Annotated in this window: 17 protein-coding genes and 1 pseudogene; 3 read left to right on the forward strand and 15 right to left on the reverse strand. The window is 44.5% G+C overall.

From position 1 onward, the window contains the following. Positions 1 to 105: 105 nt before the first annotated feature. The 8 genes from cpcA to ACRC32_RS17590 form a co-directional block, all read right to left on the reverse strand. Positions 106 to 594, reverse strand: a complete 489-nt coding sequence (gene cpcA / locus ACRC32_RS17555) for a phycocyanin subunit alpha (RefSeq protein ID WP_106167420.1) — start codon at positions 592 to 594, stop codon at positions 106 to 108. Positions 595 to 691: 97 nt separating this feature from the next. After that, on the reverse strand, positions 692 to 1,210 hold the full coding sequence (locus ACRC32_RS17560) for a phycocyanin subunit beta (RefSeq protein WP_106167421.1): 519 nt from the start codon (positions 1,208 to 1,210) through the stop codon (positions 692 to 694). 716 nt (positions 1,211 to 1,926) lie between these two features. Next, positions 1,927 to 2,577, reverse strand: coding sequence for a HEAT repeat domain-containing protein (locus ACRC32_RS17565; RefSeq protein ID WP_438555179.1), 651 nt, complete (start codon positions 2,575 to 2,577; stop codon positions 1,927 to 1,929). Between the two features lie 171 nt (positions 2,578 to 2,748). Next, positions 2,749 to 3,513 carry a HEAT repeat domain-containing protein gene (locus ACRC32_RS17570; RefSeq protein ID WP_438555180.1) on the reverse strand — a complete coding sequence of 255 codons (765 nt, stop codon included), beginning with the start codon at positions 3,511 to 3,513 and terminating at the stop codon, positions 2,749 to 2,751. A gap of 137 nt (positions 3,514 to 3,650) precedes the next feature. Continuing rightward, positions 3,651 to 4,493 carry a phycobilisome rod-core linker polypeptide gene (locus ACRC32_RS17575; RefSeq protein ID WP_438555181.1) on the reverse strand — a complete coding sequence of 281 codons (843 nt, stop codon included), beginning with the start codon at positions 4,491 to 4,493 and terminating at the stop codon, positions 3,651 to 3,653. Positions 4,494 to 4,628: 135 nt separating this feature from the next. Further along, the gene (locus ACRC32_RS17580) at positions 4,629 to 5,117 is read right to left on the reverse strand and encodes a phycocyanin alpha subunit (protein WP_438555182.1); all 489 of its coding nucleotides are present in this window, start codon (positions 5,115 to 5,117) and stop codon (positions 4,629 to 4,631) included. Between the two features lie 98 nt (positions 5,118 to 5,215). Then, a complete protein-coding gene (locus ACRC32_RS17585) occupies positions 5,216 to 5,734 on the reverse strand; it encodes a phycocyanin subunit beta (protein ID WP_438555183.1) in 519 nt (172 codons plus the stop codon). 563 nt (positions 5,735 to 6,297) lie between these two features. Next, positions 6,298 to 7,233, reverse strand: coding sequence for an RluA family pseudouridine synthase (locus tag ACRC32_RS17590; protein WP_438555184.1), 936 nt, complete (start codon positions 7,231 to 7,233; stop codon positions 6,298 to 6,300). Positions 7,234 to 7,442: 209 nt separating this feature from the next. On the opposite strand from ACRC32_RS17590, the gene ACRC32_RS17595 reads away from it, so the two are divergent. The 3 genes from ACRC32_RS17595 (at position 7,443) to ACRC32_RS17605 (ending at position 10,440) form a co-directional block, all read left to right on the forward strand. Further along, entirely contained in the window at positions 7,443 to 9,020 is a 1,578-nt protein-coding gene (locus tag ACRC32_RS17595; protein ID WP_438555185.1) for a calcium-binding protein, read from the forward strand. 540 nt (positions 9,021 to 9,560) lie between these two features. After that, positions 9,561 to 9,935 (forward strand): hypothetical protein, encoded by a 375-nt coding sequence (locus ACRC32_RS17600; RefSeq protein WP_438555186.1) that lies wholly within the window; start codon positions 9,561 to 9,563, stop codon positions 9,933 to 9,935. Between the two features lie 127 nt (positions 9,936 to 10,062). Further along, positions 10,063 to 10,440, forward strand: coding sequence for a hypothetical protein (locus ACRC32_RS17605; protein WP_438555187.1), 378 nt, complete (start codon positions 10,063 to 10,065; stop codon positions 10,438 to 10,440). Positions 10,441 to 10,460: 20 nt separating this feature from the next. On the opposite strand, the gene ACRC32_RS17610 is transcribed toward ACRC32_RS17605, so the two are convergent. The 7 genes and pseudogenes from ACRC32_RS17610 to ACRC32_RS17640 form a co-directional block, all read right to left on the reverse strand. Then, positions 10,461 to 11,195 carry a DUF1995 family protein gene (locus ACRC32_RS17610; protein ID WP_438555192.1) on the reverse strand — a complete coding sequence of 245 codons (735 nt, stop codon included), beginning with the start codon at positions 11,193 to 11,195 and terminating at the stop codon, positions 10,461 to 10,463. Positions 11,196 to 11,361: 166 nt separating this feature from the next. Then, positions 11,362 to 12,537, reverse strand: a complete 1,176-nt coding sequence (locus tag ACRC32_RS17615) for a cysteine desulfurase family protein (RefSeq protein ID WP_438555188.1) — start codon at positions 12,535 to 12,537, stop codon at positions 11,362 to 11,364. Between the two features lie 189 nt (positions 12,538 to 12,726). Continuing rightward, positions 12,727 to 13,323: a glyoxalase-like domain protein gene (locus ACRC32_RS17620; RefSeq protein WP_106545538.1), complete on the reverse strand. Its 597-nt coding sequence runs from the start codon at positions 13,321 to 13,323 to the stop codon at positions 12,727 to 12,729. Positions 13,324 to 13,468: 145 nt separating this feature from the next. Beyond that, positions 13,469 to 14,101: a hypothetical protein gene (locus ACRC32_RS17625; RefSeq protein ID WP_438555189.1), complete on the reverse strand. Its 633-nt coding sequence runs from the start codon at positions 14,099 to 14,101 to the stop codon at positions 13,469 to 13,471. Between the two features lie 304 nt (positions 14,102 to 14,405). Then, complete coding sequence (locus ACRC32_RS17630) at positions 14,406 to 15,290, reverse strand: DUF2267 domain-containing protein (protein WP_438555190.1); 885 nt, start codon at positions 15,288 to 15,290, stop codon at positions 14,406 to 14,408. 299 nt (positions 15,291 to 15,589) lie between these two features. Continuing rightward, positions 15,590 to 15,718, reverse strand: a complete 129-nt coding sequence (locus ACRC32_RS17635; RefSeq protein WP_438555191.1) for a hypothetical protein — start codon at positions 15,716 to 15,718, stop codon at positions 15,590 to 15,592. Beyond that, positions 15,715 to 16,613, reverse strand: a pseudogene (locus ACRC32_RS17640) (DUF2157 domain-containing protein); the annotation flags it as partial. The pseudogene ACRC32_RS17640 and the gene ACRC32_RS17635, both read right to left, overlap by 4 nt.

Genomic DNA, 16,613 nt, shown 5'->3' on the forward strand with positions numbered 1-16,613 from the left:
TATTGGTTTTCTGACAAATGCGAAAAACAATGCCCAGAGCTAGGTGCAACTGCTAGTTCTCTCGATCCAGCACTTGCACCCCTCTCTGGGCAAGCTTGACGCTCTCTAGCTTAGAGCGTTGATGGCGTAGTCGAGGTAGGTGTTAGCTTCGTTAGCAGCTTGTCCAGACAGACCGTGGTTGGATTTGATGTGCTTGAGAGCTTCAACGTACCAGCTAGGAGACAAATCGAAGGAACGGTTGATTTCGTCTAAACCAGCGATTAGGTACTCATCCATTGGACCTGTACCACCAGCTACTAAACAGTAGGTAACCATCCGCAGGTAGTGACCGATATCGCGAGCGCACTTGGATTTACCGCGTGAGTCAGCAGCGTACTGGGGTCCTTGCATTTGGGTGGTGTAAGGAAACTTGCTGTATACAGCTTGAGCAGCACCGTCAACGAGTTGTTGAGCTTTGCTGGTCAGAGCGCGAGCAGCTTCCATGCTAGCAGCAGCGCGATCGAAACGACCGTTGATTGCTTGTAGCTCGGTGTTGCCTAAGAAACGACCTTGGGTATCGGCAGCGCCAATTGCTTCAGTAATTGGTGTTTTCATTGTTTGAAATTCTCTAAATATTTGCAGTTGGTTAACTTGGGTCAGGTTAAGGACGATTGGCGTTTAGCTAGTCATTGCTAATCGCTAAAAGCCTTACTTATGCAACAGCAGCAGCAGCGCGATCGAAGTAGCTAGCAACTTCAGACATCAACTGGCTGCAGTCGCCTTGGGTGATACCGTTGGGATCGTTAGCAATCTTGACTGCAGCTTCCTTCATTTTTTGAACGCCTACAGCTACGGAAGAACCAGGAGTTCCCAAAGCTTGGTAGGTTTCGCGCAGTCCGTTCAAGCAGCGATCGTCGAGTACGCTTGCATCACCTGCCATAACAGCGTAGGTGATGTAGCGCAGAATGATTTCCATGTCGCGCAAGCAAGCAGCCATGCGACGGTTGGTATAAGCATTACCACCAGGAGCGATCAACTGGGGCTGCTCTTCAAACAAAGCGCGAGCAGCGTTGGTAACGATGGTGGAAGCGTTGCTGGTGATGCGGTTTACGGTATCCAGGCGCTTGTTACCATCTCTTACTAGACCGGAAAGAGCGTCAAATTGCTCGGTGCTCAGGAACTCGCCTCTGGAGTCGGCTTGAGCAACAACCTTTGCAAATGCGTCTAACATGAACTAATTTCTCCTACTTGCGAAAGTTGAGCGCAGTTTTTTGATTAAAATTGGCGGTGTTTTATCAAGTTTGGAATAAATCACAACAAACACGAGCCGCGTCCTCGGTTAAGCTGGTTTTTTATTTCCTCTACCAACGATTGTTATGTTGTCGTCAGAATTATGAGAAAAACTTCTACTTTTATGAGAAAATATCCAACTTGTTTTTTTCCTGAGTTTTGCTGAACTTCTGTCTGTTATTGATCCCTCCAGGTTATGTTTATACAACGCCATAAGTGCATTATTTATTACGAATTGTTAAAGTTGACGTGATTCCGTCAATAAAAGCTCCAAGTCCTTTACATATAAGAGATTTCACAGTTAATTTTTGTGATTTTCTTTAAAAAACTTAGTAGTATTTATACTTATTGCTCGGTATAAATATGTTTTTATATTTTCTTAATATTTGCTTGATGTAAGTAAAAAGAGCAAATACAGAGTTTTTAAATCTTTATAGTCATGAAATAAATGTAAATAAATATGAAGAGTTTACTGATAAATATTACCGATAATTACGAAAATATGGTTGTTGGTTGTTGGTTAACAGTTGACGGTAAGAGAGTGGTGCGTAAGGAGAATTCGGAATGAATTATGACTTGTGACATGTGATTTGTGACTTGGTTGTAGCTTCCTCAGCTCTTCTGTTCCATCCGAATCCCCAACCCCAAAACTTTTAATTACCCTGCAAGTGCCATGCGGATGCGGATCTGAACCACTCGGTCTGATTCTTGAGTTAGAGCTTGTTGCAGGACAGCGATCGCCTCCTGCGTACCTATTTCTGCTAAGGATAAGGCAGCAGCGTAACGCAGCGCCCAATCTTCGGGTGACAGCAATGCCCAACTCAGTTTATCCACGGCACGGTGAATTATCTGAGCATCGATCGCCGTACTACCAATTTTGCCCAAACCTCTAGCAGCAATGCGCCGAACGTTTCCCTGACAGTGATTGGCTACAGACACCCCAACCACTTCCTCTAACACGGCGATCGCTTGACAATCACCAATTTGAGCTAAAGCTTGAATGATGTGTGCTTGTACCCCTTGATCTGTAGCCGTGTAGTAGGTGGAAATTAGGGCTTCTAACGACAGAGAAGCCAGTTGAACGAGTTGAGAGGTAGCAACTGCTCTTACACCTGGATGATGATGGCTTAATGCCTCGATGAGAGGGGGAACCGCATCGGGGTTATGGTAAGCAGCAATCTTCTCAATTATCGCGATCGCCTCTGCTGGAGTCGAGCTAGCACGTAACTGTTCGATAAGATTTTCTAATAAATAGTTAATTTGCCCTACGGAGGAGCCAGGGTGTTGACCGAGCTTAAATTGTGTCATGTTAACCTTTGATTTTTGACTTCTGTACGAGCGGGTGCGCGCAAATAGATTGGTAAGATTAGCTGAAAATTTTGGGTCAAAACCCGCCCCTACAATTCCTGACTTCTGTACGGGCGGGTGCGCGCAAATAGATTGGTAAGATTAGCTGGAAATTTTGGGTCAAAACCTACCCTATAGTTGAATTAACAAATCGTCGATCGCATTGAAAAGCAGCCCAGAATCAGATGATGTTGTATCTCTTGCATCACCATTCAATCCAGCTTCTAGAATCTGCTTTAAATTCAGCAGCTTCAAATTGTTGGGAACCCTAGCCGCAATAATTGCCTGGATAACCTCTTGACTTTGACCGATCGCCCCCAAATCGAAAATTGCTGCCCAGCGTAAATAAACATTGTCGTGGTTGAGAGTTTTGATAATGCGTTCTATGTACTGCGGTTCGCGAGTTAATAAATACATATACCGCGCTGCCGCACACTGCACCCGCTCTGAGGGATGCTGTAGGCAAGGCTCGATCTGCAAACGAGCCGACCAAACTTGTAGGGTTCCCAAAGCTTCAATCAAAGCCTCATCTGGCTGCTGTTGAGAATGAAATAAATCGAGCAAAGGGTTAATTGCACGTCGATCGCCAATAGCAGCTAAAGCTTGAATGACTGCTTCTCGCAGTTGTAGATCTTCCTGACAGTTTAATGCTTCAATTAGAGCTGGCAAGGCTTGGGAATTTTTTAATTGTCCTAATGCTCTAGCCGCCTGACGACGCAAGGGATATCCCCCTGCTTCCAACCGATAGCGATCGTCGGTAAGAGCTTCGCACAGCGCCGCACAAGCCGACTGTACTTGATGCTTTCCCAACCACCAAGCGGCATAGTAGCGAATTTGATTATCTTCTCCTGCCAAAGCTGCGATCGCGGCTTCTGGGGTCAAAATTGGTTCTTGCATAAATGTTGGGAGTGAGGAGTGAGGGGTAAGAGAATTTTAGATTTTGGATGCGCGGATTTTGGATTGTAATTCTCCCTCGTCTTCCTTGTCCAATTGTCCTTTCCCTCGCTCCTCGCTCCTCACTTTTCGCCCCTTACTTAGACGGGAGTAATTCTGACGATCTTGCCACCAGTTTTGTGTATTTCCTGGTAAGTTGCTGACAGCCTCTCAAACGGTACGTTGTATGCTTGTATGCTACGGCGCACGGGTACTCTACTGCCAACTGTACCCGCCACGGCTTCGACGACAAACATGCGATTGTCACCTTGAGCGGGAGAAACTCCCAGCGTTCCAGAGGATCTGGAGCCAAAAGACAAACCAGAGGGCGATGAAGGTGGTGTAATCCAGTTAGTTTGATTGCGAGATATTTGGGTTCTCAAGCGAGCATTACGCCGCCCATATTGCGAGTTATCGCTACTAGCTGCACCGCGATACAACGCAAACATGCGAGGAAAGCCTACAGTTTTTTGACCGAGTTGAGATTGAAATCCGCGATGGAAAGGTACAACCCAATCCCCAAAAGCTGCATCGTACTCGGGGCTATCTATGTAAGAATCAATTTCCGCATCCAAGCCTTTTGAGGCATATAAATCAACATGGTAGGCAACTTCTGACTGGTCGTAGGGTGCGCGTCCTAATAAGTGCTTGTAGTTTAATTCGATAAAACGCCCCTGAGAATTACTGTGGAAAAAGCATTCTCTGTAAAACTCAGATTTTGCTAAAGTTCGCACGAATTGCCGCACCGTAGTTTTGCCATTGCGCAACAGCGATTCAGCGCTAGCAAACCTTTGACTAGCATAGACTCCTTGTCGCCCGAATACTTGCTCGTAAGCAGCCCGAAAGACTCTTTGTAAATCGTCTTCAGTCCAATTTTGTCGCAGCTCGACTTTTCCGTCTGCGATCGCATCATTGACTAACTGAGCTATGACTGTTCCACTCATTTTTGATTCCTTCTATTTTACCGATTACTAACAATTAATTGGTAATTGATAATTGGTGTTGAGAATTGGAAGCATTCCATTACCCATTACCTATTACCCATTACCAATTAGGCAAAAGTTGATGTTGATGTTGTTTTAGCTCAAAGCATTGATCGCGTAGTTGAGATAAGTATTAGCTTCACCAGCAGCATCGCCAGACAAACCATGATTGTCGCGGACGAATTCTAGTGCAGCAACATACCAGCTAGGAGACAAACCAAGGGCGCTGTTGAATTCTTTCAATCCAGCAACCACATATTCATCTAGGGGACCAGTACCACCGACAACGCAGCAATAGCTAATGGTGCGAAGATAGTGATCGATATCGCGCACGCACTTGGATTTACCTTCGGGAGTGGAAGCGTATTGAGAACCCTGCATTTGAGTCGTGTAGGGAAACTTTTGATAAACGTGATTGGCAGCTGCTTCTGCCCATTTTTTCCCATTATTAGCAAAAGCTTTGGCTGCTTCTATACCAGCTTGAGCGCGATTAAACCGACCGAAAATTGCTTGCATTTCGGTATTACTAACGAATGAACCACGTGCATCAGCAGCAGCGATCGCTTCAGTTAAAGGTGTTTTCATGTGTGAATTCTCTCCTGATTTAATAAGTTAGTAGCTGTCAGTTATCAGTTATCAGTTAACTGTTAACCAACCACCAATGACAAATGACAAATGACCAATTAAGCAACTGCACTAGCAGCGCGATCGAAGTATCCAGCTACTTCAGACATCAATTGGCTACAATCGCCGCGAGTAATGCCTTTGGGGTCGTTGGCAATTGAAATTGCCGCATCTTTCATTTTTTTAATTCCTGAAGCGACTGCATCACCAGGAGTACCTAAAGCTTGGTAGGTTTCCCGCAGTCCGTTCAAACAGCGATCGTCCATGACGCTAGCATCTCCAGCCAAAATGGAGTAGGTAACGTAGCGCAAAATAAAGCCTAAATCGCGGATGCAAGCAGCTTGATTACGATGGTGAAAACAAGCACCACCAGGGTTAAATACTTCTGGTCTTTCGGCTACTAATGCGCGATAGGCATTCGCCACAATTGTAGAAGCGTTGCTCGTCAGACGGTTCACTACATCTAAACGCTTGTTGCTATCAGATACCATCGCCTGAAGTCCGTTCAGTTCATCACCACTCAGGTAAGAACCTTTGCGATCGGCTTGTTCGACTACGCGAGAAAAAGCGTCAAGCATTTTTTCAATTCTCCTAAATTTTATTGCTTCTATTTCTATCGGTGCGAGCGCACGGGAAAGCACAAACAAAACTTTGTCTCAGGCAGAATATTTCTCTATGCCAACGATAGCTACTACGATAAAATCGCTGTTTAGCTATAAAGTATTCTGAGAAAATATCGCTAGAAACAAAAGTTTTATTTGCTATAAATTCCTCGTAAGTTTTTTATACAATGCGCTCGATCGCCAATTAGTTAAATAATATTAAACTGTGTAAAAATGCACGGAAAGCTAATAAATTGATTTGCTCAAATAGCTTTCAGTTATCCGAAATGAAAATTAAGTTACATAACTTAATTGTGTCTGTCAAAACTTGATGTAATTTGGCTAGGCAATTTTACAGATAAATGCCTTGTCTTGTTTGGCTCTGAGAGCATTAATACTTATCGATCTCCCATCCAAATTTATTACGTTTTGTAAATAAAAATTAAGAAATCGTAGAAATATTTTTCAGTTTTTTCACTCTCATGAAAGATGGCAATTATGAAAGCCAGGATTTCGTAGGGTGCGTTATTCAACACACCCTACCAATTGCTAGCCATTCTCCGCCGCAGGACTTCCAATAGCGTGTTAAATTCTGCTGGAGGTGCTGCCGTCACCTCGATCGCCTCTCCAGTGACTGGGTGTTGTAGCGTGAGTCGCCAAGCGTGTAAGGCTTGTCCAGAAAGATTGACACCAACAGAACGCCCAGAACCATAAATCGGATCGCCCACAATGGGATGACCGATATGAGCGCTATGGACGCGAATTTGATGGGTGCGCCCCGTTTCTAATTGAAAATGAACTAAAGTATAGTTTCCTAACCTTTCTTTAACTTGCCAGTGGGTGATCGCTGCCCGTCCTCCCTTTTCTACAGGGACGATCGCCATCTTTTTGCGGTCTGTGGGATGGCGACCGATGGGAAAATCTACAGTTCCATTGGGCGATCGCGGCGCACCGTAAATAATACCCAAGTACTCGCGGCGGGCGGTTTTTGCCTTGAGTTGTGCTTGTAGGTGTTGTTGGGCAAAGTCAGTTTTGGCGATCGCGATCGCTCCTGTTGTATCTTTATCCAAGCGATGGACGATGCCAGGGCGTTGCACTCCGCCTATGCCTGGTAAGTTGGGACAGTGGGCGAGCAAAGCATTAACTAAAGTACCATCAGCATGACCTGGGGCGGGATGGACGACTAACCCCGCAGGTTTGTTAATTATTAGCAGGGAATCATCTTCGTAAAGAACATCGAGGGGAATTGCTTCGGGTTTGAGTTCTAAAGGCTGAACGGCAGGAATTTCGATCCGAATGCGATCGCCTGTTTTCACATCTATTTTTTTTGCCGTGCAAACTCGATCGTTAATCTGGACGCAGCCTTGTTCGATCAACTGTTGCAGGCGCGATCGCGACAATTGTGTGAGTTGTTGGGCAAGGTAACGGTCTAGGCGATCGTCACTAGCTGTTACCTGTAAATGAATTTCTGTCACGACTACTCTAAATCGATTCCTCTGCACTTCGCATTGTTAATTTTATCTAAGTCGCCCTTCATTCATCTTTGAGGCAAGCAAGAGTGCAGGTTCGATTGTTAGAAAAGATCCGGTGTATCAATTACTTTTTATCACAAAGGTTCATCTTTCTCCGAAATACAGCACTATAACAGATTTAATTTTGCATCGATGGATACAGAAATAGCTATATGGCGATTTTTAGAGGCACGATAAATAACGACACATTAACTGGCACTGTAGGCGACGACCAAATCTACGGTTTAGCTGGGGATGACACTTTGCAAGGCAGTTCGGGCAACGATCGCCTCTACGGTGAAGACGGAAACGATTACCTCTATGGCGACAAAGGTAGCGATCGCATATTCGGTGGGAACGGTGACGACCATCTTCAAGGGGGTGACGGTGATGACTACATCGAAGGAGGTGAGGGTAGTGACTATACAGAGGGTGGTAACGGCAACGACTATTTAGTCGGAGGGAATGAGAGTGAAGCCTTATGGGGAGACTCTGGAAACGACAAAGTTTTCGGTCAGAGTGGCAATGACTACATTCATGGAGGTGATGGCGAAGACTATTTAGAAGGCGGAGAGGGTAGCGACGAAGTTTCAGGCGATAGCGGTAACGACAAGCTTTATGGCAATATCGGCAATGATTTTCTAGATGGTGGCGGCGATCGTGACATCTTGGAAGGTGGCGATGGAAACGACTACCTAGTCGGAGGTGGAGGCAAAGACACAGTATATGCTGGTGCTGGCGATGATTTTCTCATTGGCGGTTACGATTCCGCCATTGGCTTTGGCGGGAACGACTATATTGGTGGCAAAAACGACATCGATTTGTTATTTGGCGGTGCTGGAAAAGACACTTTTGGGATCGGTTATAGTACCGACGATGGCAATCCAACCACAGATGGTAGGCGAGATTACAGTTTAATTAAAGATTTCAATCCTCAAGAAGATACAATCCGGCTGAATGGCGCTAAAAGTAACTATATTCTGAAACCATCTCCTCAAGGTTTACCTCAAGGCACGGCAATTTATTTTGACAAACCAGGCAGTCAACCGGACGAACTGTTGGCAATTGTAGAAAATAAATCGGGATTGAAACTGAGCGATCGCTACTTTACTACCACTGCTGAGGATAATTTTTACGGAACCTCTCAAGACGATTATTTTGACGCTGGGGTAGGAAATGATTACGTCAGGGCATTTGACGGTAACGATACCTTATTAGGTGGCGATAATGATGATTTCATTGTTGGCGACAAAGGTAACGATATCATCTCAGGTGGTAATGGTAATGATTCACTTTTGGGAACAACTCCATTTAGCCCGATGGATTCAGATTTCGTCAGCGGCGCTCGTCCCAATCCGCAAGTTTTGGGCAAAGGACAGATAGACACTTTTACAGGTGGTGCAGGCAAAGATAACTTTTGGCTGGGCGAGTCATTAAGCGGTAAGTATTATTCTTCCTATCGTTACTACGACGATGACAACGCTTCAACTGTTGGCAACAATGACTATGCGTTAATTACGGACTTTAACCTTCAAGAGGACAGGATTACACCGATCGGACAACCGACTGACTATCTACTAAAAGCAACCTCTGGTAGTTTACCCGCAGGCACGGGAATATACATCAACAAACCTGGAAACGAACCAGACGAACTCATCGGCATTGTTAAGGATATATTGCCAACACAGCTAAATTTGAGCAATTCCTACTTTTTCTACACTAATCCCGAACCCATCTCTGTTCCAATTTAAGACACGAGTAGGTCAGTTATCAGCGAACAGGAGTTGTAGGGGCGGGTTTGGCAAAAGATTTGCGATCGATGACAATAAATCTCGATCCATAACCCATCTGTACGCGAGTCGAGAATTTTTGAATTTTAAATTGCTCGCCTGCTCCTGAAGCTTTCTTCCTCTACTTTTGCGCTAAGGCGAATTCCTTCGCTCGCTAATGAAAGTGACTGATTTTGCTGAAAAATTCTAAGTTAGATTATAGCATAAAACTGAAAAAATTGATTCAACATCCATGCTTTAATGATGCCATTAGAAGCTATTTCAGAGATGTATTTAAAGCTTAGATTGTATGACAAAGTGTGAGAAAGATAAGACAAATTTAAAGCTTGTATTTTTGAAATCCTTCTTGTTTTTCTACCTTCTAACCCAACTCGAAAATGCTAAAATAAAGAAGAAAGCAACTAGCCAATCGACATCAAAGTAAGTTGAAATAGACCGTAGCTAATAGCTTAATTTCTATCGCTTTTTCGTGAAAAAATTTGAGTTGGTCGAAGATTGATAATGGTAACGCAACTGAATCACTACCCAGCCGCGATCGCCCAAGCAGCACAGAGAGTCAACGAACTGGACTCGCAAATTATAGCAGTTCAACAGCTAATTAGCCGTGAAGAAGGAAACGCCGATCGGCTATCGGCATTTGATGTAAACTTAAAAAACGACACTCAACGTAAGGCACGTCGCTTTGAAGTTCTGCTAACTCATCAAGAATATCAAACGGCAGTCAATACACTCATGCGGCTGACAGCTGATAAAGCTAATGCGATCGCGCACTTAGAATATTTACGCAATCAATTTAGTGTTGCCAAATTAGAAGCAAGACTAGAAATTGCCAAGCAACTCACTGATTTTGAGTCGCGAGAATTAGTAGGTTTGTAAGAACAGTTATCAGCGATCGGTTATCATCACAAACAATCCATAAATTGTTAGTCACTGGTCGCTGTCGCGCCTGGTTACTGATAACTGGTCACTGGTCACTGATTTAATTCTTTATCCCAACCCTTCCATGACGCAAGTTACTTTAGAAGAAGTTACTAAATTGCAGACTGAATTGACAAATTATCCCAATGCTCTTGCTGCTTTGCAAGAAATAGAAGAGTGTGAGGGAGATTTAGAAGATGCAGCTATGGTACTAGCAATTCGAGCCGGACAGCAACCAGATATAGCAAATGCAGAGTGGCTATCTAGTTTGGCAAAGAAATGCCGTGCCTTTATTTGTCGCCAGGAATTGCGATCTGCGTTAGCAAATGAATCCTTTGCGCCAGTAGTAGAACAACTAACAGCAGCTAAAATCTGCCCTACCCTACTGGTAATGCCCGTCTTGTTATACGTTGTAAAACAAGGTGTAGATGAATTCTGTCAACCTCTCGATCCGGTAGCTTAAAATGTTTTCTACTCAAGTGCTTAGCGACTTAAAGTGCGTAAAAATCTTTGCATACTGGCAAAAATTCCTGGTTTCCTCGATCCAGAAGCATTTGCAGCATCGGCTGTATTAGCTTGACTCGTACCCCCGTAGAGAATGGCATCAATTTCATCACCCATTGGTTTTGTCGGTTGTTCGGCAATTAACTGAAACTCTTCTTCTACTTCCCGCCAAATTTGCCATTCACCAGGGTAGGAACGGAACACGGAGATGTTTTCAATTGGGCGCAGATAGTAACAAGATTCAATATTATTGAGAAAGCGAGTACGTAATTGTCTTCCAGCGTAACCAATCCCGACGATCGCCACATCTTCTAAACGAGGATTGAGCATCAATGTAGGACATGTAGCTAACTCGCACAACTTTTCTACCCGTTCGACTTCTACCGCAGAAGGCGAAACAAATAACAAAGCCCCATCCTCTGGTTCGATCTTTTCTTCCAGAGGCGATCGCGTGCCAATATCGACAATTTTAAATGGTACTTCTCCCCAATCTCGCCGTGCTAGCGCCGCCGCACCCGCATCGGGAAAAAACACCTTAAGTTGGGAGCCGAACTGAGTAAATTCTGCTAAAAATTGCTCGGCAACAGACATCGGTTTGAGTTCTGGGATCGCTAACTCCACTTGCAGGCGAGTATATCCATCCGCGATTGCCGCTGAAGTGGCTACTGCTGCTTGAGCGATCGCCTGTTCTAGTGTTTTGGGAAATTCTGTCATATGAGAGGGGCGAGGAGCGAGGAGTGAGGGGTGAGGGGGAGAAGAGAACTGAGGGTGCAAAAGGGCAGAGGAGAAATTACTAGTCACTGGTTAGGAGTCACAAGTCGCAAGTCAGAATTAACTGTTCCCTGTTCCCTGCTCCCTGCTCCCTGCTCCCTGATAACTGTTAACTGTTAACTGTTAACTGTAATTTTACAGGTATGAGACGCTCCAAAATTTGCTTAAGTACCGTCGCCGTCCAGTCAATATCGGCTGCTGTGGTTTCTCTACCTAGAGTTAAGCGAATTCCACTCAAAGCCGCAGCTCTGTCATATCCCATCGCTACTAAGACTGGACTTGGAGAAAGCTTCCCACTATGACAAGCAGAACCAGCGCCGATTCCAATTCCCGCTAAATTCATTTGCCGCACGATAGTTTTCCCGCTGACTTTCTCGCCATCTGCGCCTTTAATGTAGAAACTAGCGTGGTGCGGTAGACGTGACAGGCGATCGCCTGTAGGAACTAGTTGAGGTACGTCAGCCAATTGAGCAAACAAGCGATCGCGCAATGACACCAAGCGCGATGTTTCCGTGGGCATTTCTTGCGCGGCGAGTTCTGCGGCAATGCCAAAACCAGCAATAATTGGTACTGCTTGCGTTCCCGAGCGCAGTTTCGATTCTTGTCCGCCACCACCCAGCAACGGTACTAACTCCACTCCAGGACGAATATAAAGCGCTCCCACCCCTTGAGGACCGTAGATTTTATGACTGGAAAGGGATAGCAAATCTACGGGTAACTGTTGCAGATCTATAGGCAAGCGTCCGGCAACTTGGACAGCATCTGTGTGAAACAATGCGCCGTGGGAATGGGTAATCTTGCCCAATGTCTCAATTGGTTGTAGTGTTCCGACTTCACTTTGACCGTAAATGATTGAAACTAAAACCGTATTTGGTTGAAGTGCTGCTTGCAAGCGTTCGGGATTCACGCACCCGTTGCCATCTACTGGTAAACGAGTCACCTGCCAACCCCACCGTTCTAGTAACCGTGCTGGCTCTGCGATCGCCGAGTGTTCGACGCTAGAAATAATCAAGTGCTGGGGACTACTATAGCGTTGGGCAACCCCCATAATTGCTAAGTTATCTGCCTCTGTACCACCGGAAGTGAAGATAATTGACTCGGCGTTACGGGCGTTGACTAAGCTAGCCACCTGCATTCTGGCTTGTTCCAACACCGTTGCAGCGCGTCCGCCCCACTCGTGCAAGCTAGATGGGTTGCCCCATTGTTGAGTCAACACTGCTTGCATAGTCGCGATCGCCTCTAAACGAGTCGGCGTTGTCGCGCTGTAGTCGAGATAAATCTGCATGGATGTCAAGAGAATATGTGGTGCGCGATGAATGGGGTGTGGGGTGTGGGGTGTGGGGTGTGGGGTGTGGGGTGTGGGGTGTGGGGTGTGGGGTGTAGTGAGTAGCTAGTGGCTAGAATTGCTCCCGATCTCTCCTCTGCACCTGAAGCTCCCTTGTCTCCTCACCCCCTCACCCCTCACTCCTCGCTCCTAATTAGACACTTCTGCCATCTCAATGATCTGTCCGTCAAGATCTTTGACCAAGAAGTTTAACGGTTTCTGGCTGAGAATTTTGTGTTTTAAATTCATCATTTCCACCCGCATCAAGACTTGTTCCAAACACTCGCGATCGAAACAGACATGGCGCTGCTGGTTTTTCTTCCCTAAACTAGCTCCAGTAATGATGTGGAGTTGGGTGTTTTTCTTGAGTTGATACCACAATCCATCGGGACCGTTAAATCCTTTGGTGCTGGTAAAACTGGGACTAGGAGAGATGTAGTAAGGATCGATCGTTCCAGCTGCGCCCAAGGTTTGCTCGTAGTTGTAGTAGTAGTGTAAAGGAACTTCGGCAGCGGGGAGATTGAGCATTCCTTCGTAAAGCTGACGGGCAATCTCTAAGTCAGATACCATGACGGTATAGACTTTCGGGGCGCTGGTGAGAAACATCCACATAGCAACCGCATAGGCTGCTAGTAGCATCACCATAATCCCCTGTGTAGAGAAGAGGCTATCCAGGGGTAGGGAGGGCAAAAAAGCACCTAAAGTAGGCGGAAGCAGAAACGATGTCGAACTCACTGCTGTAACCATGAATGGGTGATGGGGAATAAATAACTTGAGTTTTCGTGTGCTAGCACAAAATTAACCCAATGATACTAGTCTATCAAGAGGAGAATTATTCGTTTGTAAATTGTAATTGAGTCGGTTAGTTAACGGTTAACAGTTGACCATATTTTTAGTTCAGAAATACGTCTCCAGTCGGTTGAATTTGCAGAGATTGCTTATCTATCCCAAGGTCGGTGGTTGCATCTAGCATTAATTCTAGTACTCCTGGAGTAGGCGATCGCCCAGTTGCGTTCAGTAATCCGCCATCTTCGCGCTTGAATGTCACAGTTATGGGTGCAATTAAGTTTTTGAGCGTGACATCCGATTTCCCTGGTAGCGATCGCGGTGCTGTATTGCCAATTGCTTGATAAGTGATTTTTGCTCCTGTCTGATTGATCAGCTTAATACTAACTTTGCCTTGATTCAATAGCACTGTCGTACTGGGAGGCTGCTGCTGTTCGGGTAGGGGTGGTTGAATGGGAGCAGGCGAAACTTGTGGGGTAGGGGAAACTTGCGTATTGGGAGGCTGCTGCTGTTCGGGTAGGGGTGGTTGAACCGGAGCAGGCGAAACTTGTGGAATTTGTGGAGTTTGTGAAATATAGCTATTGCGTGGTGCTACTGTTGCGATATGAGAAAGAGGGTTAAGTACTGACTTGTGCTCTGCTTGGGCTATGGCAGGGGCAGGTAAATCGACTATCAAACTGCTACAAATAAAACCTAGCATTGCGATCGAGCCACGCCGCCTAATACTATAGTTCTTCATTTTTTCTCCAGTTATATATATATTTACGTGAATCTAGATTTGACTGTTTTTCCAGCCAAGGCTGCATCTGAACTGATGAGTTATATAAATAAACCAAATTTCTCTAGCAATAGATAGTTAAAACTTTGCTTTTAGAGAAGCATTTGGGTAGTTCGACATTGAATTATAGCAACAAATAATACATACCACCTGCTATTTCTCAAGAGGGGTTGGATCGTTCTCTAGTAACAAATGACCAATAACCAACGACAAAACAGGGTAGGAGACAACTCCTACCCTGACTCAAAATTAACTTCAAATGTTCCTAAGCTGTTTCCCACATTTGCCGGACTCTTGGAGGTAAGCAGTTAGCAATTTCTTTAACTCTTTCTTCCGATAGTTCGTCCTTGGTGGCAGAAAATACAGCTTTAACTACTTGTTCGGTATCTAAATCGAAGGCAGTTTTTGCTGTTGGTGCTTCACCTTTAACCCGTGCCAAGAAGCGATTGTCATTAACGTTAGTAATGTCAGAACTGTCTGAGTGGTAAAAAGGCGGACGAATTCTACTCAAAAAGCGAACAATGGGATTGGTATCATTCCACAACTCAGCTATTTCCATTTTTAAAGCTTTATCATCTGTGGGAAGTACCTCTTTGTGCAGTTCGTCTGCAACTCGATCTGATGCTTCCGTTGTCATTAAATCGCGCATGACGCGATAAACGACTTCTGTGACATCTCTAGCATCAAAAAGATCCTCCAGTCCGCTTTTCAGCATGACTTTTTCTAGGAAAGGCATATCTTTCGTCGCAATAGGAACCGATGGTCCTTCTTTTAATTCTTCTGGGGGTTTTGCCTCCATTTTCTCCAACATCCGACGACCTTTTTCTGTCAACTCTGCCTGCTTGAAAGTAATTAAATGCGGCAAAGGTCCATCAGAAGCACCAAAGGTATTAGCAACTCTAAAATCAACTTCTTTGGGATTTACAGCATCGGGAACATCTTCCTGGTTACCGTAGGCATTCCCACTAAATTCAGCCTTAATATACTGCTTTTGATTCAGATAATCTAAGTGTCCTAATAGTTCGGCTTTTGTTGGTTCGCGACCGATAAAGTCATCAGCAGTAAATTTTACTGGATGCAATTCTTGCCCAGTTTCATTGATTTTTTTCAAAATAATGTAGACAACATCTTCTCTTAATGGAATGGTCATGAAATTACCCCTTAGCTTTTTATGCAGATTTTGACTGTAGCTAAAGAGAACCAACAAATTGTTTTTCAGTCCCTCTAGTACTTGACTCAATTCAAGCCTTAGTGTAAATGAACTGAAGGAGGATCGAATTTAGTTCGGATCTACAGCCATTGGCATTTAAGGTATTAAGAAAAAATACTTGCTTACATCTGTCACAGGAAACATATTCGGAAATTTTGAGGCATGAGCTTGAAGAAACAGCTTGGTTGTAATTGTCTATTTCCCCAAAGATATATTTTTTGAAGAAAGGCTTTGGGTTGCTAGAAGTCGTAGCAGAATCGTACAGAATTTGCCATTAGCCTGCGATCGCGCCGCGTTTCTGTAAGAGTGGTAGACTCAGCCGTAGTATTTGCTGCTATCCATCGCATAACCCAAGCATACAGCTTCATTCCCAAGCTTCTAATTCGCGAATCCAGGTTTGCATCAATGCGATCGCTTGAGTGCGACGAGCCTCAAATGTGGCAGCAATCCAAATAAATAATAATCCGACTACAATTCCAATTGCCCATAGTAGTAACGAGTAATTATCGATAAATAACCAGAGCTGACGCAAGACTTTTGTAATAAAAGTTAGCGTACCGACATATAAATAAGCGCGGGTGCGAAATACGATTCCTGCTAAAATTAAACCTATGCCCAGAAAAATAGTTAAAATTCCTTGCCACAAGCTATTATCTGATTGATATAAAGCTGTCAGACAAAATAACCCTACAGCTAAAGTGCGGAGAATGTGGCGCTTTTCCTTTTCGGTAGGCGATCGCAATGTCGGATCGACTTGGACAACATATAGTAACGAACCACTCAATACGGAAACATACCACAAAGGATCGGTGAACTGCCAATTTTGAATCAGTCGAATAATTGCCCAGTCTGATAAAACAATACTTAAATAACTGAGGCGAATTTTATTTTCTATCCTTGCTAACCAAGCATAGAAAGCAGCAACCAGAAATAAACTTGAAATGGAAATTCCGTCTGATGTAAGTAAGACAATTACCCCTGGCAAAACAGTAGCAGAACGCTGCCACGGTTGTTTCGACCATCCCCAAGTTTGCCAAGGTAACATATATAAAATATAGGCAAAAATACAAGCGATCGCGGCTGACCAATCTAGCAGTGCAGACAGAGGTAAAATTCGATTTAAGAGGTAGGCGATCGCAATTGTTAATTGTACGACTCCTAGATATACCCAAAAATTTCGATTCCGTCCTTGCCAAGCTGCATAAGCTGCTAATATTACTGTGACTCCCAGCCAAAGATTGCTATCAAAGTTACTTAAAGTCA

It is taken from the genome of Chroococcidiopsis sp., assembly GCF_051657925.1.
In the GTDB taxonomy this organism is placed as follows: Bacteria; Cyanobacteriota; Cyanobacteriia; order Cyanobacteriales; family Chroococcidiopsidaceae; genus Chroococcidiopsis.